Genomic DNA, 19,079 nt, shown 5'->3' with positions numbered 1-19,079 from the left:
TTCGCTTCCCGTGACTGTCTTTTCTGAACTATCGGATAGATCGATAAGCGCTGCATCCCTAACATGTCGTGATCGGCGATTTGAGTAAGGGAAGCAGCGATGGGATTCGGTTTTCGCAAGAGCATCAAGATATTGCCCGGCGTGCGTGTCAAGCTGAGCAAGAGCGGAATCAGCACCTCGATCGGCGTAAAAGGTTTCACTTACAACACGCGCGGCCGCATCACGACGAGCATTCCGGGCACCGGCATCTACCACGTCACCAACCTCAAATCGAAAGGCCCGCGACAGCCGTCGCGCAGGCAAGCGGCATCGCTCGAATTCAGACTGTGCGTGCAGGAGCGCGTCGTGTGCGCGCTGCGCGGCTACTTTCTTTCGCACGGCATCTATGTAAGCGAAGCGAATCTCGGCGAAGCGACGGAACTCGTCGAGCACAAGGCGTTCATCGAAAGCCTGTCGCCGGAGTTGGAAATCGTGCACAAGGCCGCCCGTCTCGCTACCGATATCGGCTCGATATCGCTCGCCGAAAAGGAGAAGGCGATGCGCGCGGCTTACGCGATCGAGTCGGCATGCGCCAGCCGGCACGGCGCGTATCGCGCGCTCAACGAGGTCGTCGCATCGGCCGAGAGCAAGGTGCAGTCTCTGCCGGCGAAGCCGACCTTCAGCGGTCCGTTCGTGCTGGGACTGTTGGGGAGCTTTCTTCTTCCAGTGGGATTGCTGGGCGCGTTGCTGTTGATCGCCGCCGCGTGCTGGGGCGGCCGCAGGTTCGTCGCGTATGAAAACAGGAAGTCAGCGCTGTTGAACGGAATCGGCGGTATCGACACGCAATTCGACGCGTTGGTTGTCAAGCAACTTTCCCCGCGCCCTGATCTCGCGCTCAAACGCGATCGGACATGGATCGGTGTCTTGGTGCGCGTCGCGATCGTTGCCGCGGCGGCTGCGGCTTTCTCATCGTTAGTCCCGCCACATCATGACGCCCCGGCTTCCACAGCAACGGAAAACGCGGCGCCCGCCGATCATCAGCGCGCGTATTACCGCTCCGATTTTCGCTGACTCAGCCCAGCCCATTCGCCGCCCGAAACCTCCCCGGCGCCACCCCATAAAGCTCCTTGAACCGCTTCGAAAACGCCGCCTCGGACTGATATCCCACATCCGCCGCGACATCCGCGATGCTCTTTTTCGTATGCGTGAGCATCGTGCTCGCGAGCTGCATGCGCACGTGGCTCAGCAACGCCAGCGGCGAGCTGTCCGAATGCGCGGAGAACGCGCGCATGAACGTCGCGCGCGACATGGCCGCTTCCTTGGCCAGCATTTCCAGCGTCCACGGCTCGGCGGGCCGTTCCAGCATCGCAATGATCGACGCGCCCAGCCGCCGGTTCGCCAGCAGTCCGAGCACGCCCGCGAGCGACGGCTGACCTTCGAGCCATGCGCGCAACACCATCGTAAAGAGCGCGGTGGACAGCGCCGTGACGATCGACGGCGCGCCCAGTTGCGCTTCTTCCGCCTCGCGGCGCATGGTCTGTACGAGCGGCGCGAGGTAAGCCGCCGATGCGTCCGTGAACGACACATGCACCACATCCGGCAGCACATCGATCAGCAGCGCGCGCGGCGCGTAGAGAAAGCGCCCGCACAGCAAGTCCACGCCCGGCTGCCGTCCGCCGCAATTGCTTTCCACCGTGACCGCGCCGTTGTGGCGCACTTCCATGTCCGTTTTTGACGCGCCGGCTTCACGGGCCTGAATGCTCAGCACATGCGCGTCTCCGCGCGGCAGAAAGAAGATGTCGCCGGCCCTCAGTTCCAGCGGCGCATGACCTTTACGAAGCACCGTGCACGCGCCATCGAGCACGACGTGATACACCGCTTCGCCGACGGGCGCAGGCGCGTGATCGAGTTCCAGCGGGCCGCTCAGCAGGCAGCGCAGATCGAGCGCGCCGGCGAGGCTCGCAAGCTGGATCAGTTTGTCGAGTGCGTCCATGTGAGCGGTCGGCGAGGGTGTCGTTCCGGATAGTACCGAAGTCCCGCCAGGCGTGCGCTACTTCGCGAGCTCGCCGAGTTCGCGAGCTTCGTCTTCTAAGGCGGGCGCAACGTTCTTCTTGCGGGTGAGCGAATCCGACACGGTCGACATCAGCGTGCGCAGCCACGCGACATCCGTCGGCTGATCGGGCTGCGGCACCGAAAGTTGATAGCACTTGATGCGCGGAAACGGCACCGGCGAGTCGAGCACCGCGAGCGGCAGCATCGCCGCATAGTGCTGCGCGAAGCGGCGCGGCGCGGTGAAGATGAGGTCTGACTGCAGCAGCACTTGCGGCACGAGCCCGAAGTAGGGAATTGTCGTGACGATGCGCCGCTCGATGCCCGCGCGCGCGAGGCCGATGTCGATCGGATGCCGCCTGCCGCCGCTATACGGCGTCGGCGCGAGATGCGCGGCGAGCGCGTAGCGTTCCGCCGTCAGCGGCTCGCGTGCAAGCGGATGGTTCGCGCGCATCAGGCAGACGAATACGTCGGTGAACAGATCCTGGCGTTCGAAGCGCGGCTCGGGCTTTGTCCAGTTGGCGACCATCAGATCGATTTCGCCTTCGTCGAGCATGCGCTCGTGGTCGCGCATCGGCGTGAGCGACTCGATCTCCAGACGCGCATTCGGCGCCGCATCGCGAAAAGCCGCGACGAGCGTCGGCATGAAGAAATCGTTCAGATAATCGGGCGCGGCGACGCGAAAGGTGCGGCGCGAGCTTTCCGGGTCGAAGTCGCCGTGCGGCGTCGCGACGAATTCCACTTCCCGCAACGCGCGCTGCGCGGGCGCGAGCAGCGATTCGCCGTACTCGGTCGGCACCATGCCCTGCTTGCCGCGCACGAGAATCGGATCGTTCAGGATCTCCCGCAGGCGGCGCAACGCGGTGCTGATGGCCGGTTGCGTCTGGTTCAGCCGCTGCGCGGTCTGCGTCACGCTGCGCTCCAGCAACAGGGTGCGCAGCACGCGGATGAGCCAGATGTCGAGTGAGTCGGCGGGATCGTTCATGGCTTGCGAAGCGGTTGAAATCAGGACGCGCGGGCGCGAACTCGCGATCCCTCACCCGGAGTTAAACGCTTATCCATTTTTGACGCCATAGCGAGCGCGCTATGCACGGCATAGGCGCGCTCGTCGGCCCCGCCGGCGTCAGCCGAAATCGGCGTCGCGCGGGGCGATCGGCAGCGCGCTGATGCGCTTCACTTCCGCGCCGTCGAGCCAGTTCGGCGAGCGCGCGACGTAGAGCACCATCGGCAGCGTGTCCTCGCCCCAGAAGATCTGATCGTTGACGAGGAAGGTCGGCACGCCGAAGACGCCCATCGACACGGCGCGGTCGTCGTTGTCGCGCAGCTTCGCCTTGATGTCCTCGTCCTCGATACGCGTCTCGCCCTCCGGCATGCCGACGTGCTCGCACAACGCGCGAAAGCCCTCCGGCGTCGACGGATCGCGCCCCTCGCGCCAGATGTAGCGAAAGATCTCGCGCACGCGGCCGATCTCGCCGTTCGCCAGCACGGCGAGCCGCAGCGCCTTGGTGGGATCGAAGGGATGCGCGGGCGGCATCTTGAACGGAATGCCCAGTTGTTCTGCGCGGAACAGCGCGTGCCGGTAGGTGAAGACGCGCTTGGAGGGAATCGTTGCGGCGTGCGGCTGGCCCCAGCGATCGAGGAGCTTCATCAACTGGACGGGCACGAGCTCGAACGGCATGTCCGGCCATTTTTCATGCTGTTCGAGCAGCAAGTACGAAAACGGCGAAATGAAGTCGAAGAAAAAGTACGGCTGGCCATTGCTGGCCGAATGCGGGGCACTCATGTTCCCTTCTCCCTGAGATTCCTTGGCCTTACTCACGCCGATGCGCGCCTGGGCCTCATTTGTTCGTTTTTTGTCGTGTCCTGCATCGCGGATGCGGCGCTCGCGGCGTCGCATCCATTCTTCCTTTCCTCCAATAGATATTACGTGCTGCCTTGTTCCGTGTCTGCCCGCGCCGCGACACCGGATGTATCCGATTGCGCCACGCCGCGCGCAGGGGCTTTACCGGCGTGCGCGACCGGCACGTTCGCGAGGCGCTCCCGCACGAAGCCGATGTGCTCGCGCAGCACGTAGAACTGATCCGCGAACGCGAGCGGCATCTTCATGCGATTCACCGCCGTCTCGATTGCGTCGATGCGGTCGAGCAAAGCGTCGCGCTGGGCGGTATCGGGGCCGCTGATCGCCTCCCGCTCTATTGCAATGAGCGCGCCATACCAGCGATAGATACGCGATTTCACGCGCCAGCGGTACAGCCCCGGCATGAGCCGCAAGCCCGGAATCAGCACCACGATCAGCGGCACCAGCACGACGAGCACCCGATCGGCGAGGCTCGCGAGCCAGAACGGCAGCGAGCGGTACAGGAAGCTCTTGCCCGATTTGTAATACCGCTCGGCGTTGTCGCTGATGCGGAATTCGTGCGCGAGCGGCGCGGGGAATTCGTTGGCGCGCTGCATCAGATTAGCGCGCCCGTGCACCTCGCGGGCGGCTTCGATCAGCAGATCGGAGAGCGCCGGATGCAGGCTGTCGCGCGCAACCAGCTCGGCTGTCGGCGCGATCATGTGGACGGGGCGCGGCGGCAGGTTGCGGGAAAAATCGAACGCGCCCATCGGCAGCTCGATTTCCGTCAGGTACGGGAAGCGGCGCGCGTAGGCATCGGCCTGAACGAAATCCATGAAGCGGATGCCCGGCGTGCGCAGAAGCTTCGCCATCGTCGGCGGCTGGGCGGAGTCGCCTGTCAGAAAGACGGCGTCGACCTGGCCGTCTTCGAGCGCTTTCGCGGCTTCGTCGCCGGCGAGCGGCAGCAACTCCGTGTCGCCGCCCGGTTCGATGCCGTTCGCCTTCAGCAGATTCAGCGCGAGCACGCGCGTGCCGCTGCCTTCCGCGCCGATCGCGAGCCGCTTGCCCTTCAACTCCGACAACCGGTTGACGACCGTCGCGCCGCGATAGAACACGGCGAGCGGCACGTAAGACACGCTGCCGAGCGATTCGAGATTGTCGTGCGTCGTGCCGGGCTTGGTGAGGCCGCCCTGCACGAAACCGACATCGACGTTCGATTTCGAATCGTCCAGACGCGTCAGGTTGTCGAGCGAGCCTTGCGTCTCCAGCACGTTGAGCGTCACGCGGTTGCGCGCGAGGATCGCCTTGTATTTCTGCGCGCTGTTCCAGAACGAACTGCCTTTCGGCCCGGCGGCGATGGTCAGCGTGCTCGGCGGCGCGGGCTGGATCAGCCGCACGGCAACATAGAGCGCGGCGGCGCAGACGAGCAGGATCGGGCCGAAGGTGAGCGCGAGATCGCGCCAGGAAATCGCGACGAAGCGCGCGACGATCCGCTGCTGCGGCTTGCGTGCCGGTGGGACGTCCGGATCGGTGCCCGGATTGTTTCCTGATGGGTGGGTCATCTCGTCGGTAAATCGTCGAACTGCGGTAAAACTGCGTGCCCGCGAGCTTACCCGATCGCGATGCGCGGACAACGCCACGAACAGGTTCGGCGCGGCGCGCGAGCGGCGCGTCCGGGCGGCCGGCATGGCGTTGATGGTACATGAGATCGATCGGCGTCCGGCGTGCGTGGGGTGTGACGGACGTGTGTCGGACGTGTGTCGGCGAAGACGCTGCTGTTGCATATGCACGGCTTCGGGCAAGGCCTCGTTGTTAAATGCTTTGCGCTAATGGCCGCGCTGGGCTAAATTGACGTTCGCCGCCGCACGACAAGGCTCTTAGCGCGCCGCAGCCCGCAATGTGGGTTCGTGAGCCGCGCCAGTCAGCCGTCATGCGGCAGGTCATATTCGAGCCGACGGGTTTTTTTCGCCCGACCAACCGGCCGCTGTTTGTTTCTTTCGCCAGTCTCTCGCAGCACCGTGAGCCGCATTCGCCGGCTTGCCGCCGTCATGCCCGCGCCTTTCAGGTCTTGGGCGCGCGTGGCCACGGGCAGCCGCTCGATGTCGTAGCCCAGCCGCTGGGAATGCGCTCCGGTTTTGGAGTGCAAACGAGAGAAGTAGCAACTGTGCGAAGTCAACAAGCGAAACAAAAGGAGAAGTCATGAAAGCAGTCGATCTGTTAAAGGCGCTGGGCATGGTGATGTGCGTGACCGTGGCCTCGAGCGCTTATGCCCAATCGAGCGACGCGGCCGCCACGAGCGCCGACTCCGCCGCGCCGACGAAAGCCCAGAAATCCACGACCAAGAAGACCGACCGCAAGCTCGGCTATGACGTGCGCCGCGCACTGTCGAAGGCACAGGGCTTCGATGTATCGAATGTGTTCGTGCGTGCGCGCGGCGGTGCGGTGACGCTGACCGGCACGGTGCCGGAAGGCGGCCAGATTGCCCAGGCCGAAGAAGTGGCCAAGGGCGTGCCGGGCGTGAAGTCGGTTTCCAACAAGATCACCCTCGGCGTGCAAGGCGGCGGAGGTTAATAACTCGAGTCACAGAAAGCTGGCGTCATCGCACGATGCCGCCGGCTTCGCTCGTCACGCGGGCGTTTGAACGGGCTCCGGCTTTTGCGGCCGGAGCCCGTTGTCGTTTGGCGCTCGTGCTGCGACGGCACATGAATTTGGCCGCAACGATCGGCCGATAAGGCGCGATACTTGCACCAACGGCCGCGCAGCGCGCACGCGAGCCTCGCGGACGTGTTGCACTCCTCAGATTGCATCACTCATCGGAACGTATGGCGGAGACTCACAATGACAAGATTCGCGCGTACCCAGAGGTTGCAGACTTTGCAGAATGCGCCGCGCACGGCTGCGTTCCGCGTGCTGGCGGCGCTCGCCGCGCTGACGCTCGCGGCATGCCACGGCGGCGATGACGACAACGGCGGCGGCCAGCCGACCAACACCTTGCCGAGCTTCATCTCCGGTTCGGTCAATACGCAGATTTACGACGGCGTGTCGGACGACCTGCTCACAGCCGGTCTCGGCAAGACGGGACTCGCGTCCGCGACCGCGCCCTCGATCGCCAAGCCGGCGGCGCCCACGGCGGCCGAATTGCGCCGTCTCGCGATCTATGCGAACTACCGCGCGCTCGTCGACATGTCGGCGAACGGCGGCTACGGCCGCTTCTGGGGGCCGAACGTCGATCTGAACGGCAACGACACGCTCGGCGAAGGGAAGATCGCGGGCAAGGAATACATCGCCTACGCGGACGACGGCAGCGGCGCGCAGAACGTCAGCCTGCTCGTGCAGATTCCGCAGAGCTTCAATCCCGATCAGCCTTGCATCGTCACGGCGACGTCGTCGGGATCGCGCGGCGTCTACGGCGCCATCTCGGCGGCGGGCGAGTGGGGCTTGAAGCGCGGCTGCGCGGTGGCCTACACCGACAAGGGCAGCGGCAACGGCGGCCACGAACTGTCGACGAATCTCGTCACGCTGATCGACGGCACGCTCGCCAGCGCGGACATCGCCGGGAACAAGGCGATCTTCAAGGCGAACGTGAGCGCCTCGGCGCTGGCGTCGTTCAATTCGGCCTTCGCGAACCGCTACGCGTACAAGCACGCGCATTCGCAGCAGAATCCGGAAAAGGACTGGGGCAAGAACACGCTGCAGGCGATCCAGTTCGCGTACTGGGCGCTCAACGACATGTTCGGCCCGGTCAGCGGCTCGTCGCATCAGGTGCGCTACAACAAAGGCAACATCACGACGATCGCGGCATCGGTGAGCAACGGCGGCGGGGCATCGCTGGCGGCGGCGGAACAGGATAGCGATGGCTGGATCACGGCGGTCGTCGTCGGCGAGCCGCAGATCAATCTGAATCTGCCGTCGCAGGTCTCGGTGCGGCAGGGCGGCGTGCCGGTCGGCTCGTTCGGGCGGCCGCTCGCGGATTACACGACGCTCGCCAATCTGCTCCAGCCGTGCGCGGCGCTCGCGCCCGCCGCGGCCGGCGCGCCTTATCTGACGGCGCTTCCCGTGGCGACGACCAACGCGATTCGCACGGCGCGTTGCGCGACGCTCGCCGCGAGCGGGCTCGTTTCGGGCGGCAACACCGTCGCGCAGGCCACCGATGCGCTCAACCAGTTGCATCAGGCCGGCTACGAGTCCGACTCCGACACGCTCCATGCGCCGATGTGGGACTCGCAGGCGGTGCCGGCCGTAGCCGTCACCTACGCCGACGCATACATGAAAGCGAGCGTGCTCGACAACCTGTGCAATTTCAGCTTCGGCACGACCAACGCGGTGACGGGCGCGGCGGGCGTGACGCCGCTCGTCTCGCCGATGCCGACGCTCTTCGGCAACGGCAACGGCGTGCCGCCGACGAACGGCATCAACCTGGTCTACAACGCGGGGACGACGGGCGCGGCGGATCATCGGCTGGCGACGCCCGATGGCAGCTACGCGGGCGCCGCGTGTCTGCGCTCGCTGTGGACGAACGGCAATGCGACGATGGTGGGCAGCGTGAACGCGATCCGCGTGAACGCGAACCTGCGCGGCAAGCCCGCGATCATCGTGCAGGGCCGCGCCGATGCGCTCGTGCCGATCAACCACGCGTCGCGGCCGTATCTCGGCGCGAATCGCGTGGCGGAGGGCAACAACAGCCAGCTCTCGCTATATGAAATCACGAACGGTCAGCACTTCGACGCGTTCCTGAGCGTGGCCGGCTTCGACACGCGCTTCATTCCAATCCACTACTACAACATTCAGGCGCTCAACCTGATGTGGAACCACTTGAAGAACAACGCGCCGCTGCCGCCTTCTCAGGTGGTCCGCACGGTTGCGCGCGGCGGCACGGCGGGATCGGCGCCCGCGCTGACGCCGTCGAATCTGCCGCCGATCGCCGCCGATCCGGGCGCGAACGCGATCACGACGGCGGGCGGCATCGTCAACGTGCCGAACTGACGCGGCGCGTGGTTTATTGAGTCGCGGTGGTGCGGGGCGCGGCGGGCGCTGCAGCCGACGCCGCGGGCACGTCCGAGGCGCCGGCCGCGACCGCATCCGACGCCTGGATCGCCGTTGCGGCGGCGGGCGTCTGCACGACGATCGGCGTCGGCGTGAGCTCGGGTGAGGTGATGATGAGCGAGGGCGCGAGCGGCTTGCTCTTCACTTCGTCCGCCGCGACGGGCGCGCTGCGCGGCACCGTCTTCAGATAGTGGCCCATCAACGAAAAGAAGCGGTCGTAGAACTTGCCAGCGGGCACGGTCTCGCTCGAAATCTTGACCATCGCGTCGCTGTTCGAGCGGATCGGCAGCGACAGCGAGCCGAGCACGCTCAACCCGACGCTCGCCGACGTATCGCTCTTCTTGAGCGCATAGCCGTCCTGCACGGCGTTCACATACGCGATGCTCTGATTGGTCGCATTCTCGCCGGGCGTGCACACCACATGGAACGACACGACGACGTGCGTCTCGGCGCTCGGCTGGAAATTCTTGGTCGCGTCGACGGTGTCGGGCTGGGCCATCGTCGTGAGAAAGCCTTGCGACAGCAGCGCGCGGCGCGCGGCCTCGCAGGTTTCGTTGACGGTGGCGTCGTAATTGTGCGCGAACGGGCTCGCGCCGGTGCTGAACAGCTCCTGCTGATAGCTCGGCGTGACCGAGCCGCGGCTCCCGCAGGCAGTGAGTGCGATGAGTCCGAGGGAGGCGAAAACGAGGCCCAGCGACGGCATGGGCATGAGGCAGCGAATCCAGAATTTGTGTCAACGGCAGACACAAATTGTAGTGCCGCCGGACTGGCCGATGAAAAAGCGCAGTCTGAAAACATCGTCGAATCCGTGATTTACAGCGTGATGAAAGCTGTCGATTCATCGTTTTGCAAAGCGCAACGCCCGGCGCGCGGCCGGGCGTTTGTTCGCGCGCGAAACGCGCTTACGGGACGATTACGGACGGTTGAAGTCGACCGGATTTGCGGCTTCCGGACGGACGATGCGGTCCAGAAAGCTCGACCGACTTGCATGACCCGACGCCGATGCGCCTTCTGTCGCACCGCCGAACGACGACGCGGCGACGCCTTGCTGCGCATCGACGCGGGCTTCCGCAGCCTGGATTGCGGCCGGGTAGGTGGTCTGATCGGCCGACGGGTTGTAGCCCGCGCGTTCGAGTTGAACCAGTTCGGCGCGCACTTGCGCGCGGGTGACCGGACCGTCTTCACGCGCCTGGGCAAAACCGGGCACGGCGAGAACGGCAGCAATGGCGATGGCGGGAACGATGGACTTGAACATGATGACCTCCGAATACTGGCTTTGGGGAACGTCGCGGTGGTGAGTTTGCTTGGCCACTGCTTCGTCGTTGAGAGGCAGTGTAGGACGCGGTTTTATTAGTAAAAACCCTGATTCGCCCAAATCAGTTTTCCTGGTTTGACATTAATCGTTTCAATCAAAGTCGGCCCGACGATTGATAACGGAAGTCCGAATCAGGCGATCTGCTATCTTTTTAAGTGACTCGGATTCCTCGCCCGGGAGACATCGTGGACGTCGCCGCCTGGCTGCGCAGCTTCGGAATGGAGCGGTACGAAGCGGTGTTCCGCGAACATCGCGATCGCGCTATGGACAGCGAGGCGGCGCGCGCCTATTGCGATGCAGCGCGCCCAGGCGAGCGCGCATCGCCATGAATTCGCGCTGCGGCTTTCGACGAATACGCAGGGCGCGAGCCATCGCTTTTTTCCGCGTTCTACGTGGCGCGTGCACGCGCGCTAGTTTGGTATGGCATGGGTAATCGGAGCGCTGCGTCGATGAACGAACTTCAGCGAATCAGAGACGAGGGCCGGACGTCCGGTTTCATCTACGCGCTCGAAGCAGTCGACGTCGCGCTTGCAAGCCAGTCGAAGGAACATCGATCATGCCGAGCGAGTTGAAGCGTCGGATCAAATTGTTCATTCAACGCTTCTGGCAACCGACCAGCGCGTGCATGACCTGCATGCCCGGCAGTTGGAGCAATATCGCGAGCATCGCTCACTGGACGATAGCCTTCAAAACCGGTCTTCTCACCGGACTGCTGGCGGTGCTTCTGACCTTCACGCCCGCCGCGAGCCTCTATGAAAACCGCTACGGCAATGCGGCGATCGTCGGTGTGCTGACCGCAATCGGCGATGCCTACGCGCACAAAAGCCATTACCGTCTGCCTTACGTCGAACACGTTCTGACGGGCGTCGTCTCTGGACTTCTGGCGCTGCTCGCTTCGTATCTGCTCGAAGATCGCGCGCGGCGCGTTCGGGCGGCATGGGCGCGCGTCTTCGGATAGAGGTCGTCGTCGTTACCAGCGAAGAAGCCGCGGCCCCAGCCATGCACCGATGAGCGCCGGCATCAGCATCCCGATCGCGTACCACACGCCCCAGAATGCGGGGCTCATTTCGGGGCAATGCAGGCAATAGACGATCGTCGCCGTCGAGCTTGCCAGCAATCCGACGACGGCGCCCGCAAGCCGCAATCGCGTCGGCGCGAGCGAGCGCATCGCCCAGATTGCGGCGGGAAAGGTCGGTATCGATAGAAGCAGGATATTGAACGGGCAAGTGCGCCACGTATGACCGAGCACGAGCGCGGCACGCGCGGTCGGACCCGCGTGGTCGACGACCATCCACCCCGCGATCCAGACCGCCGCGAAGGGCAACACCACGAGCGCCCACGAATATCCCGCGCGCGCGCCGGGCCGGCCGATCCGCACGATGGTGAGCATCGCGCCGATCGCGACCGCCAGCGGAAACGCCAGCTTCGCCCAGAAGATGCCCGTGCGGGCGACGCTGCCGAGATCGTGACGAATGCCGAACACGATGCTCATCAAAACCAGCGAGCCCGCCGCGCCGATCAGCAGCGCCTGAATGAACCGCCGTGCGATGGCCGCGCGGTCAACCTGCGTCACTTGGTTCGAAAGGAGGGAAATGAGTTCATCGGTCTTCATCGCAGTCCCCGGATTTTAGCCGCGAGCGCCTTGAGACCGCGATGCACGCCGACCTTGACCGCCGATTCCGAAAGGCCGGTTATTCGCGCGGTTTCCGTCACCGACAACCCTTCGAGTTTCATGTGAACGATCGGCAGACGTTGCTTGTCCGGCAGATGCTCGAGCAGCTTGCCGATGTCGTGCCGCGCCTGAGCGGGTTCGTCGTCGGCGGCGGCGAGCAACTCTTCGTGATCGTCGAGCGGGACGTTCAGCGACTCGCGGCGCGCGTGCGAACGGAAGAAGTCCATTAGCTTGTAGCGCGCGATCGCGTGCAGCCAGGCCGTCAACGGTTCATCGGGCCGATAGGTGTGCCGCGCGTTATGCACCGCCAGCAAAGTTTCCTGGACGAGATCTTCGACATCGTCGAGACGATGCGCAATGCGCTTTCGCAGATAGCCGCGCAGATGCCGCGTGAGAGCCTGCAGAAAGCTGCGATACGCGTTCTGATCGCCATCGAGTCCGCTGATGAACAACGCTTTCAGCCGGCTTTCCGCATCGTGCGACATGGTTCCTGTAGGGGCGGGGCAACGAGACGAAGTTTCGCGCGCCCATGCCGAAGCGAGCGGCGTGCTGTGTTCTAGTTCGGTCGTCACACAGTATCCGAAGCCGTGATGCGCTGCAATGACGCCGTTTTGGTTCATGTTCGTCGGTTCTCTCGTGCGTTTTGTTAGTTCGTTCTCTGCGCTCCACGCGTTACAGCGCGGCGTGCAATTTTTCGCGGGCATCGCTGTAACCGATGACGCCTCATCGACGAATTAACTGGTAGTTCGACAAACAGGGCGACCGACATGGAAACGATGAAAGCACCACTGGCGCCAGCACGCGAGAAAGCGTTGATCCATCCGCTCTGGCTGCGCATCACGCATTGGCTCAATGCATGCGCGGCGGTGATCATGATGTTGTCCGGCTGGCGCATCTACGACGCATCGCCCGTATTCCGTGACATCGTCATTCCGCCGTCGATCACGCTCGGCGGCTGGCTCGGCGGCGCGTTGCAATGGCACTTCGCGGCGATGTGGCTGCTCGTGTTCAACGGCATCGTCTATGTCGCGCTCAATGTCGCAAGCGGCCGATTCTTCTCGAAGTTCTTTCCTGTCTCGCCGCGCGCCGTGCTGCGCGACCTTATCGCCGCACTGAGCGGCAAGCTCTCGCACGCCGATTTGCGCCAGTACAACGCGGTGCAGAAGCTCGCTTATCTCGCGGTGATCGCCGATCTGATCGTGCTCGTGCTGTCGGGGCTCGCGATCTGGAAGTCCGTGCAGTTCCCGCTCTTGCGCGAACTGATGGGCGGTTATGACAGCGCGCGCGTCGTGCACTTCTGCGCGATGGCGGTGATGGCGGCGTTCGTCGTCGTGCATGTGGCGATGGTCGCGCTCGTGCCGCGCTCGCTCATGACGATGCTGCGCGGCCGCTGATGCATCGAGGAACACGCCATGAAATCCAACGACAAGCGAATCATCACGGTCGATCGTGCATCCGTGCTCGCCGATGCGCGCCGCGAGCTGGACATGCCGTCGCGGCGTCTGTTCGGCAAGCGCATGCTGACCTTGGGCGGCCTTTCTCTGCTGACCGGCTGCTCGATCACGGACGACGTCTCCGTCAACAAGTTTCTCACCGCCGTATCGCGTTTGAACGATCGCGCGCAGGCGCTGCTCTTCGATCCGAAGCAACTCGCGCCGACATACACCGAAGCGCAGCTCACACGGCCGTTTCCCTTCAATGCGTTCTACGGGATCGATGACGTGCCCGAAGTGAACGGCAGCGACTATCGCCTGAAGGTGAGCGGGCTCGTGACGGGGCAGCGCGTGTGGACTCTGCCGGAGTTGTACGCGCTGCCTCATGAAGAGCAGATTACGCGGCACATCTGCGTCGAAGGGTGGAGCGCGATCGGGCGCTGGGGAGGCACGCCGTTCGCCGAGTTCCTGCGGCGCGTGGGTGCGGACACGACGGCGAAGTACGTCGGCTTCCGCTGCGCCGACGACTACTATGAAAGCATCGACATGCCGACGGCGCTGCATCGGCAGACGCTCCTCACGTTCGACTACGACGGCCAACGGCTTCCGGCGAAATACGGGTATCCGATGAAGCTGCGCATGCCGACCAAGCTCGGCTACAAGAATCCGAAGCACATTGTCGAGATCTTCGTCACGAACACCTATCCGGGCGGCTATTGGGTCGACCAGGGATACAACTGGTTCGGCGGATCCTGAGCGCCGAACCATCCACCGGTTCCGGATCGTCCGGATGCCATGTTTGACTCACCAAGGAGAGAAGCATGAAACGATTGACGACGGCGGTACTCGCAGCGGCGCTGGCAATGGGCTCATCGGCCGTGTTCGCGCAGGCAAGCGGCACGATGTCGAACGACGCGATGTCGCATGACGCGATGAAGAAGGACAGCATGTCTCACGACAAGATGTCCCACGACAAGATGAGCAAGAACGACAAGATGAAGAAGCATGATGCGATGGGCATGGACCATCCCGCATCGGGCACGATGTCGCAGTAAAGCGAAGGAGACCGGGCGTGACGGCACGCCCGCGTCTTCAGGACTGGGTATGATCCGCGAACATGAATGTCGAATCAGGGTCGCCCCATGTCATCGAGCACGAAACAGAAAGCCGCGCTTCCGGACAAGCAGGATCTGGAAGCGATGTCCCTCTTCCGTTACGAGCTGCGCAAGTTTCTGCGCGTGTCGGAAGAGATCTCCAATGCGGCCGGAATCACCACGCTTCAATATCAATTGCTACTGCACGTTCGCGGATTTCCCGAGCGCAAGTGGGCCACCGTCGGCGAGCTCGCGGAGCGCTTGCAGGCCGCGCCAAACGGAACGGCCGCACTGGTGTCGCGATGTGAGACCGCGGGCCTCGTCACGCGCAAGATCGACAAGACCGATCGTCGACAGGTGCAGGTTCATCTGACGGCGAAAGGCGAGCGATGTCTGCTCAAGCTCGCGGCCGAACACAAGGCGCACTACGGATCGTTCGGCTACGTATTCGACGATCGACGCGAGTGAGCCGATAGCACGCGCGCGCGGTTGCATCGAAGGTCGAATCGAATTTATGTCACAATGTGCCTTAAATTCAAGTGCGAGCATTTTCCGATGCGCATCCCCGGATTCATCGACCGACGCACGATATTGCGCGGCAGGCGGTTATGGCTGCACTACGGCGTGTTCTGGCTCGGCGCGGTCGCGACCGGGCTCGTCGCGGTCATGTACGCGCGGCTGATCGACTTCGGATACGACACGTTTCTACGCTTCACGGCCGTCTGCTGGTGGCTGCCTTTGCTGATCACGCCCGCGATCGGCGCATTCGGCGTCTGGGTGACGCGCCGCTTCTTCCCTGGGTCGGAAGGCAGCGGCATTCCGCAGGTCATCGCGACGCTGCACGACGGGCGGGAACTCGGTCCGCGGCTGCTCACCATTCGCATTCTGGTCGGCAAGATCGCCGTATCGTTCCTGTCGATTCTCGGCGGCTTCACCATCGGGCGCGAAGGGCCGACCATCCACGTCGGCGCGGCGCTCATGTTTAGCTTGCGTCGGTTCTATCCGTCGCGCTTGCGCAGCATTCGCGGCGGCGCAATGGAGCGCAAGCTGGCGCTCGCGGGGGCAGCCGCCGGGTTGTCGGCCGCGTTCAATGCGCCGCTCGCGGGCGTGGTGTTCGCGATCGAAGAGCTCACGCGCAGCTTCGAGCAGCGCACCAGCGGCGTGCTGATCACGGCGATCATTTTTGCCGGTGTCGTTTCGCTCGCGCTCCAAGGCAACTACACCTACTTCGGCACCATCGAACTGGACGGGCATTTTCCCGATTCGCTCGCGCTCGCGGTCATCCTGCTTGGCGGAGTGACGGGCGTCGCGGGCGGAATTTTCTGCTGGCTATTGCTGAACACGCAGCGCTGGATGCCCGCGCGAGTGATCGACTGGCGCCGGTCGCATCCGGTAGCCTTCGGCGCCATGTGCGGCCTCATCATCGCCGTGATCGGCGTCGCCGCGGGCGGTCACACGTTCGGCAGCGGCTACGCGGAAGCGCGCGGCATGCTCGAAGGCAATTCACAGCTCGGCGCGAGTTATCCGCTACTGAAAATGGCGTCGATGGTCGGTTCGTATCTCCCGGGCGCGCCCGGAGGACTTTTCGCGCCGTCGCTCGCGATCGGAGCGGGCATCGGCAATGCGCTCCACCAGGTCTTCGGCGGCATGCAATTGCCGATGCTGATCGCGCTCGGCATGGTGGGCTATCTCGCCGCGGTCACGCAGAGTCCGATTACGGCGTTCGTGATCGTCATCGAGATGATCAACGGCCATGCGCTCGTGCTGTCGCTGATGGCCACGGCTTTGATTTCGAGTCAGGTGTCGAGGTTGTTTGCGCCGCCGTTGTATGAGGCGTTGGCGCAGAGGTACATGAGCAGGTGAAGTCCTCCAGCCGACGACATCGCGGCGAAACACGGGTTTACCCGTCCTACGTAGCGTGATGTCGAAATTCGCCGAACCTTGAACAGGGTACGGCCAACCAGCACGGTTTTGCGACCGACTCGCTCATCCAGCGTTGAACCCCAAATTCACGTGGATTTGAACTTCTTAGGGACGGGTTCGCCTAGCGTTGAACTCCTGTGTCGGATAAGCAAAACTCCCTGTGCGCTGTTTCATGATGTAGGAGCGCTGCCGCTAAGGAGGGCGGGTCCGCAGTTCGGCCGTTGCTGCCGGTCCGGCCGTGGCCGTTCTCGGGGCGGCTATCAGACTGGAACGGCCATTCCGTACCGTCGCTCGACGACATGTCGTCGGCCATTGCAGACGTCTGTGCATTGCGAAAGCCTATAGATGTGGGAGTGAGCCCGAGCGGTCCGCCGAGGAAGTCAGCCCCACCGGGAATTCAAAATGATGCTGCACAGGTCCACGCGCTTGAAGCCCGGGTCCTTGTACGCCAGGAAATCGTCGTTGAACGTGCCGAACGTGGTGCCTGGACGATGCTTCATTCCGTCGAAAAAAGCATCGATCATTTTCTCGGCGAAATCAGCGCCGCGCGGAAAGCCTGCGACCACGGCCGCGCGCTGTGCCTCAGAAAACTCATCAAAACCCCGTCCCGCAACGTCCATCCCAGCTCCGGCTTGCACCAGCGCGATCTCACCGCGCATGTGCTCCGGAATGCCGGGCGTCGTATGGAGCGCTACAGCGGTCCACACCTTGGCCACGTCCGCCTCGTCGACATGATGGCTGCGCAGAAAATCTCGCGCGGCGTTGGCGCCGTCGACTTCGAAACGAAGTTCGCTGTCGCGGTAGGCCGACGTCAAACCAATGTCGTGGAACATGGCTGCGACGTAGAGCAACTCTGGGTCGAACGCCACATTCTGTCTCTTTCCCAAAAGGGCGCCCCATAGGTAGACCCGAGTCGAGTGGTTGAACAGCAGGTCGCTTTCGGTGTCGCGAATGAGTTGGGCTACCTCCCGCGCCAGTTGACTGTCGGGAATTACGACGTCGGGCAGTTCGTTCGTAGGCGTTGCTTTATCTTGCTTCATCGAGGTACTCGAGCTGTAAAGAGCGTGCGATCCGTGCGGCGCGCTTGGCTTCTGGATCGGCACACGTGATCGGCTAATTTGCGCCGGAAGTGTTATGAGGCGTTACACCGGCGAAGTTACGCCTCCCATGGGTCACGGGAAAGGCCCAAGATCGACAAGTTCCAATGTACTATCGCGTCCATGGCAACGCTCGCTGTTAGCCTCAATCGCGCCGGACGCATCCCGCTGTCCACGCAAATTTACGGCTCGATTCGAGATTCGATCGAGTCGGGCCAGCTTGCCGCCGGCGCTCGGCTTCCCTCCTGGTCGGATTTAGCCACCCAGCTCGGCGTGTCCCGGGGCACTGTGCGTGCCGCCTACGAGCGTCTGATCGATGAGCAGTTGGCGATCGGCCTGGGCGCCGCCGGCACTCGGGTAGCCACGCGGCCCTTGCCAGCGACGACCGGATGGTCGCCGGAGGCGGCGCCGCTTCCAGATCTGTTCTACGATTTCAGCACAGCGCCCTTGGCGTTTCAAATGGGTGTGCCCGCCCAGGACGCCTTCCCGTTCAAGCTCTGGTCGCGCATTCAGGTACGCGCCGCGCGCCGGGCGGCAGCGGCTCCTGTCGGCTACCCCGATCCGCGCGGCGATCCGGACCTGCGACGGGAGATCGCGGCGTATCTTGGCGTCTCGCGTGGGCTTCGATGCAGTCCCTCCCAGGTGTTCGTCACGGCGGGATTCTCCGGCGCGCTCAATCTCGCGATTCGGGCCCTGCGCGTAGAAGGCAGACAGGCCTGGATGGAAGACCCTGGCTTTCCGCTTACGCGCACGGCGCTCGGGCTGGCGGGCATGACCGTGGCAGGGGTGCCGGTGGACGCGGACGGGCTCGATATCAACGCAGGCACCCGCATTGCGCCCGAAGCCGCCCTCGCGGTGGTGACACCGGGCCAGCAGGCGCCGCTCGGGATGACGATGTCGCTCGCTCGACGGATTTCACTGCTGAGCTGGGCGAAACAACACGACGCCTGGATCGTCGAAGACGATTATCTCGGCGAGCTGCAGTTAAAAGGACGGGCCGCACCGGCGCTGGCGTCGCTCGATCAGGACGGTCGGGTGCTGCACATCGGCACCTTCAGCAAGACGATCAGCCCGGCACTACGCCTGGGATTTGTCGTTGTTCCGCTGTCCATGGCACGCCGGTTCGGCGACGTCGCGGTGTGCCTTGCGCCTGCCCCGGCTGCATCCGTGCAGCACGCCGTGACCGAATTCATGCACGACGGACACTATCTTCGCCATCTGCGGCGAATGAAGCGTCTTTACGCTGCCCGGCAGGCAGCCCTCGTTCGTTGTCTGAATGACCTTGCTTCAGAATCAATCAGACTCCAGGCCGCCGCGGGCATGACCGTGGTGACTGCGCTGCCTCAATCCATATCGGATATCGATATCGCTTCCCGGGCGCGGCTGTTCGGGCTGGCCCCAGTTCCTCTCTCGCCTTGGTACATGAGCAATCCGGGGCAGCAGGGGCTCCTGCTCGGCGTCACGAATTTGAGTGAAAAGACGGTGGCGGCCAACTGTTCTCGCGTGCTGGAAATCGTTCTCGGGCGCCACTGACGGACCGGCGACCCCGGCCCTCAAGTGTTCTTGGTGCATCGAAATTGTTCATTCCTGGTGCTTTTGCGTGCCCCCATCGTCACCTCACAATGGTGGAACACAAA

At 63.7% G+C, this 19,079-nt stretch carries 21 protein-coding genes; 11 read left to right on the top strand and 10 right to left on the bottom strand.

Annotated features, from left to right (window positions below; genetic code table 11):
• Positions 1–99: 99 nt before the first annotated feature.
• Positions 100–1,050 carry a DUF4236 domain-containing protein gene (locus tag NCS28_RS10840; protein ID WP_250513826.1) on the top strand — a complete coding sequence of 317 codons (951 nt, stop codon included), beginning with the start codon at positions 100–102 and terminating at the stop codon, positions 1,048–1,050.
• 1 nt (position 1,051) lies between these two features.
• Here the strand turns inward: NCS28_RS10840 and NCS28_RS10835 are convergent, their stop codons facing one another.
• The 5 genes from NCS28_RS10835 to NCS28_RS10815 form a co-directional block, all read right to left on the bottom strand.
• On the bottom strand, positions 1,052–1,972 hold the full coding sequence (locus tag NCS28_RS10835; RefSeq protein ID WP_250513825.1) for an AraC family transcriptional regulator: 921 nt from the start codon (positions 1,970–1,972) through the stop codon (positions 1,052–1,054).
• A 57-nt stretch (positions 1,973–2,029) separates the two neighbouring features.
• Complete coding sequence (locus NCS28_RS10830; protein ID WP_250513824.1) at positions 2,030–3,013, bottom strand: LysR family transcriptional regulator; 984 nt, start codon at positions 3,011–3,013, stop codon at positions 2,030–2,032.
• Between the two features lie 138 nt (positions 3,014–3,151).
• Positions 3,152–3,811 carry a 2-hydroxychromene-2-carboxylate isomerase gene (locus NCS28_RS10825; RefSeq protein ID WP_250513823.1) on the bottom strand — a complete coding sequence of 220 codons (660 nt, stop codon included), beginning with the start codon at positions 3,809–3,811 and terminating at the stop codon, positions 3,152–3,154.
• A 140-nt stretch (positions 3,812–3,951) separates the two neighbouring features.
• Positions 3,952–5,427, bottom strand: a complete 1,476-nt coding sequence (locus tag NCS28_RS10820) for a TAXI family TRAP transporter solute-binding subunit (RefSeq protein WP_250513822.1) — start codon at positions 5,425–5,427, stop codon at positions 3,952–3,954.
• A 359-nt stretch (positions 5,428–5,786) separates the two neighbouring features.
• A complete protein-coding gene (locus NCS28_RS10815; RefSeq protein ID WP_250513821.1) occupies positions 5,787–5,951 on the bottom strand; it encodes a hypothetical protein in 165 nt (54 codons plus the stop codon).
• A 113-nt stretch (positions 5,952–6,064) separates the two neighbouring features.
• Between NCS28_RS10815 and NCS28_RS10810 the strand changes: the two genes are divergently transcribed.
• Positions 6,065–6,436, top strand: coding sequence for a BON domain-containing protein (locus tag NCS28_RS10810; protein WP_250513820.1), 372 nt, complete (start codon positions 6,065–6,067; stop codon positions 6,434–6,436).
• 267 nt (positions 6,437–6,703) lie between these two features.
• On the top strand, positions 6,704–8,848 hold the full coding sequence (locus NCS28_RS10805; RefSeq protein ID WP_502801176.1) for a D-(-)-3-hydroxybutyrate oligomer hydrolase: 2,145 nt from the start codon (positions 6,704–6,706) through the stop codon (positions 8,846–8,848).
• A gap of 13 nt (positions 8,849–8,861) precedes the next feature.
• Here the strand turns inward: NCS28_RS10805 and NCS28_RS10800 are convergent, their stop codons facing one another.
• Together NCS28_RS10800 and NCS28_RS10795 are read right to left on the bottom strand one after the other, a co-directional pair.
• Positions 8,862–9,617: a DUF2242 domain-containing protein gene (locus NCS28_RS10800; protein ID WP_250513819.1), complete on the bottom strand. Its 756-nt coding sequence runs from the start codon at positions 9,615–9,617 to the stop codon at positions 8,862–8,864.
• Positions 9,618–9,821: 204 nt separating this feature from the next.
• On the bottom strand, positions 9,822–10,163 hold the full coding sequence (locus NCS28_RS10795; protein WP_250513818.1) for a DUF4148 domain-containing protein: 342 nt from the start codon (positions 10,161–10,163) through the stop codon (positions 9,822–9,824).
• A gap of 245 nt (positions 10,164–10,408) precedes the next feature.
• Between NCS28_RS10795 and NCS28_RS10790 the strand changes: the two genes are divergently transcribed.
• Both NCS28_RS10790 and NCS28_RS10785 read left to right on the top strand, forming a co-directional pair.
• The gene (locus NCS28_RS10790; protein WP_250513817.1) at positions 10,409–10,552 is read left to right on the top strand and encodes an SAM domain-containing protein; all 144 of its coding nucleotides are present in this window, start codon (positions 10,409–10,411) and stop codon (positions 10,550–10,552) included.
• 227 nt (positions 10,553–10,779) lie between these two features.
• Positions 10,780–11,181 (top strand): hypothetical protein, encoded by a 402-nt coding sequence (locus NCS28_RS10785; protein WP_250513816.1) that lies wholly within the window; start codon positions 10,780–10,782, stop codon positions 11,179–11,181.
• A 12-nt stretch (positions 11,182–11,193) separates the two neighbouring features.
• Here the strand turns inward: NCS28_RS10785 and NCS28_RS10780 are convergent, their stop codons facing one another.
• Positions 11,194–11,835, bottom strand: a complete 642-nt coding sequence (locus tag NCS28_RS10780; protein WP_250513815.1) for a DUF1109 domain-containing protein — start codon at positions 11,833–11,835, stop codon at positions 11,194–11,196.
• A complete protein-coding gene (locus NCS28_RS10775; RefSeq protein ID WP_250513814.1) occupies positions 11,832–12,380 on the bottom strand; it encodes a sigma-70 family RNA polymerase sigma factor in 549 nt (182 codons plus the stop codon). The genes NCS28_RS10780 and NCS28_RS10775 overlap by 4 nt, the downstream gene beginning before the upstream one ends.
• Positions 12,381–12,662: 282 nt before the next feature.
• Here NCS28_RS10775 and NCS28_RS10770 point away from each other — a divergent pair, with 282 nt between their 5' ends.
• The 5 genes from NCS28_RS10770 to NCS28_RS10750 all read left to right on the top strand — a co-directional run bounded on the left by NCS28_RS10770 (position 12,663) and on the right by NCS28_RS10750 (position 16,285).
• A complete protein-coding gene (locus NCS28_RS10770) occupies positions 12,663–13,289 on the top strand; it encodes a cytochrome b/b6 domain-containing protein (RefSeq protein WP_250513813.1) in 627 nt (208 codons plus the stop codon).
• An 18-nt stretch (positions 13,290–13,307) separates the two neighbouring features.
• On the top strand, positions 13,308–14,084 hold the full coding sequence (locus NCS28_RS10765; RefSeq protein WP_250513812.1) for a molybdopterin-dependent oxidoreductase: 777 nt from the start codon (positions 13,308–13,310) through the stop codon (positions 14,082–14,084).
• A 65-nt stretch (positions 14,085–14,149) separates the two neighbouring features.
• Positions 14,150–14,383 carry a pentapeptide MXKDX repeat protein gene (locus tag NCS28_RS10760; protein ID WP_250513811.1) on the top strand — a complete coding sequence of 78 codons (234 nt, stop codon included), beginning with the start codon at positions 14,150–14,152 and terminating at the stop codon, positions 14,381–14,383.
• A gap of 87 nt (positions 14,384–14,470) precedes the next feature.
• The gene (locus NCS28_RS10755; RefSeq protein ID WP_250513810.1) at positions 14,471–14,890 is read left to right on the top strand and encodes a MarR family winged helix-turn-helix transcriptional regulator; all 420 of its coding nucleotides are present in this window, start codon (positions 14,471–14,473) and stop codon (positions 14,888–14,890) included.
• Between the two features lie 87 nt (positions 14,891–14,977).
• Positions 14,978–16,285, top strand: a complete 1,308-nt coding sequence (locus NCS28_RS10750) for a chloride channel protein (RefSeq protein ID WP_250513809.1) — start codon at positions 14,978–14,980, stop codon at positions 16,283–16,285.
• 440 nt (positions 16,286–16,725) lie between these two features.
• Here NCS28_RS10750 and NCS28_RS10745 read toward each other — a convergent pair whose 3' ends face one another.
• A complete protein-coding gene (locus NCS28_RS10745) occupies positions 16,726–17,385 on the bottom strand; it encodes an HD domain-containing protein (RefSeq protein ID WP_250513808.1) in 660 nt (219 codons plus the stop codon).
• A gap of 180 nt (positions 17,386–17,565) precedes the next feature.
• Here NCS28_RS10745 and pdxR point away from each other — a divergent pair, with 180 nt between their 5' ends.
• Positions 17,566–18,975, top strand: a complete 1,410-nt coding sequence (pdxR, locus tag NCS28_RS10740; protein WP_250513807.1) for a MocR-like pyridoxine biosynthesis transcription factor PdxR — start codon at positions 17,566–17,568, stop codon at positions 18,973–18,975.
• The last annotated feature ends 104 nt before the right edge of the window (positions 18,976–19,079 follow it).

Source organism: Caballeronia sp. INDeC2, from assembly GCF_023631325.1.
Lineage (GTDB): Bacteria > Pseudomonadota > Gammaproteobacteria > Burkholderiales > Burkholderiaceae > Caballeronia.
Note: the sequence above shows the minus strand (reverse complement) of the source record. Positions and strands in the feature narration are given on the sequence as shown.

Bases quoted from the DNA above. Each gene is read 5' to 3' on its own strand.
- NCS28_RS10780 (WP_250513815.1), bottom strand. From the start codon at position 11,835: ATGAAGACCGATGAACTCATTTCCCTCCTTTCGAACCAAGTGACGCAG.
- NCS28_RS10830 (WP_250513824.1), bottom strand. From the start codon at position 3,013: ATGAACGATCCCGCCGACTCACTCGACATCTGGCTCATCCGCGTGCTG.
- NCS28_RS10745 (WP_250513808.1), bottom strand. From the start codon at position 17,385: ATGAAGCAAGATAAAGCAACGCCTACGAACGAACTGCCCGACGTCGTA.
- NCS28_RS10810 (WP_250513820.1), top strand. From the start codon at position 6,065: ATGAAAGCAGTCGATCTGTTAAAGGCGCTGGGCATGGTGATGTGCGTG.
- NCS28_RS10765 (WP_250513812.1), top strand. From the start codon at position 13,308: ATGAAATCCAACGACAAGCGAATCATCACGGTCGATCGTGCATCCGTG.
- NCS28_RS10800 (WP_250513819.1), bottom strand. From the start codon at position 9,617: ATGCCCATGCCGTCGCTGGGCCTCGTTTTCGCCTCCCTCGGACTCATC.
- NCS28_RS10750 (WP_250513809.1), top strand. From the start codon at position 14,978: ATGCGCATCCCCGGATTCATCGACCGACGCACGATATTGCGCGGCAGG.
- NCS28_RS10755 (WP_250513810.1), top strand. From the start codon at position 14,471: ATGTCATCGAGCACGAAACAGAAAGCCGCGCTTCCGGACAAGCAGGAT.
- NCS28_RS10775 (WP_250513814.1), bottom strand. From the start codon at position 12,380: ATGTCGCACGATGCGGAAAGCCGGCTGAAAGCGTTGTTCATCAGCGGA.
- NCS28_RS10820 (WP_250513822.1), bottom strand. From the start codon at position 5,427: ATGACCCACCCATCAGGAAACAATCCGGGCACCGATCCGGACGTCCCA.
- NCS28_RS10770 (WP_250513813.1), top strand. From the start codon at position 12,663: ATGGAAACGATGAAAGCACCACTGGCGCCAGCACGCGAGAAAGCGTTG.
- NCS28_RS10795 (WP_250513818.1), bottom strand. From the start codon at position 10,163: ATGTTCAAGTCCATCGTTCCCGCCATCGCCATTGCTGCCGTTCTCGCC.
- NCS28_RS10835 (WP_250513825.1), bottom strand. From the start codon at position 1,972: ATGGACGCACTCGACAAACTGATCCAGCTTGCGAGCCTCGCCGGCGCG.
- NCS28_RS10760 (WP_250513811.1), top strand. From the start codon at position 14,150: ATGAAACGATTGACGACGGCGGTACTCGCAGCGGCGCTGGCAATGGGC.
- pdxR (WP_250513807.1), top strand. From the start codon at position 17,566: ATGGCAACGCTCGCTGTTAGCCTCAATCGCGCCGGACGCATCCCGCTG.
- NCS28_RS10785 (WP_250513816.1), top strand. From the start codon at position 10,780: ATGCCGAGCGAGTTGAAGCGTCGGATCAAATTGTTCATTCAACGCTTC.
- NCS28_RS10825 (WP_250513823.1), bottom strand. From the start codon at position 3,811: ATGAGTGCCCCGCATTCGGCCAGCAATGGCCAGCCGTACTTTTTCTTC.
- NCS28_RS10840 (WP_250513826.1), top strand. From the start codon at position 100: ATGGGATTCGGTTTTCGCAAGAGCATCAAGATATTGCCCGGCGTGCGT.
- NCS28_RS10805 (WP_502801176.1), top strand. From the start codon at position 6,704: ATGACAAGATTCGCGCGTACCCAGAGGTTGCAGACTTTGCAGAATGCG.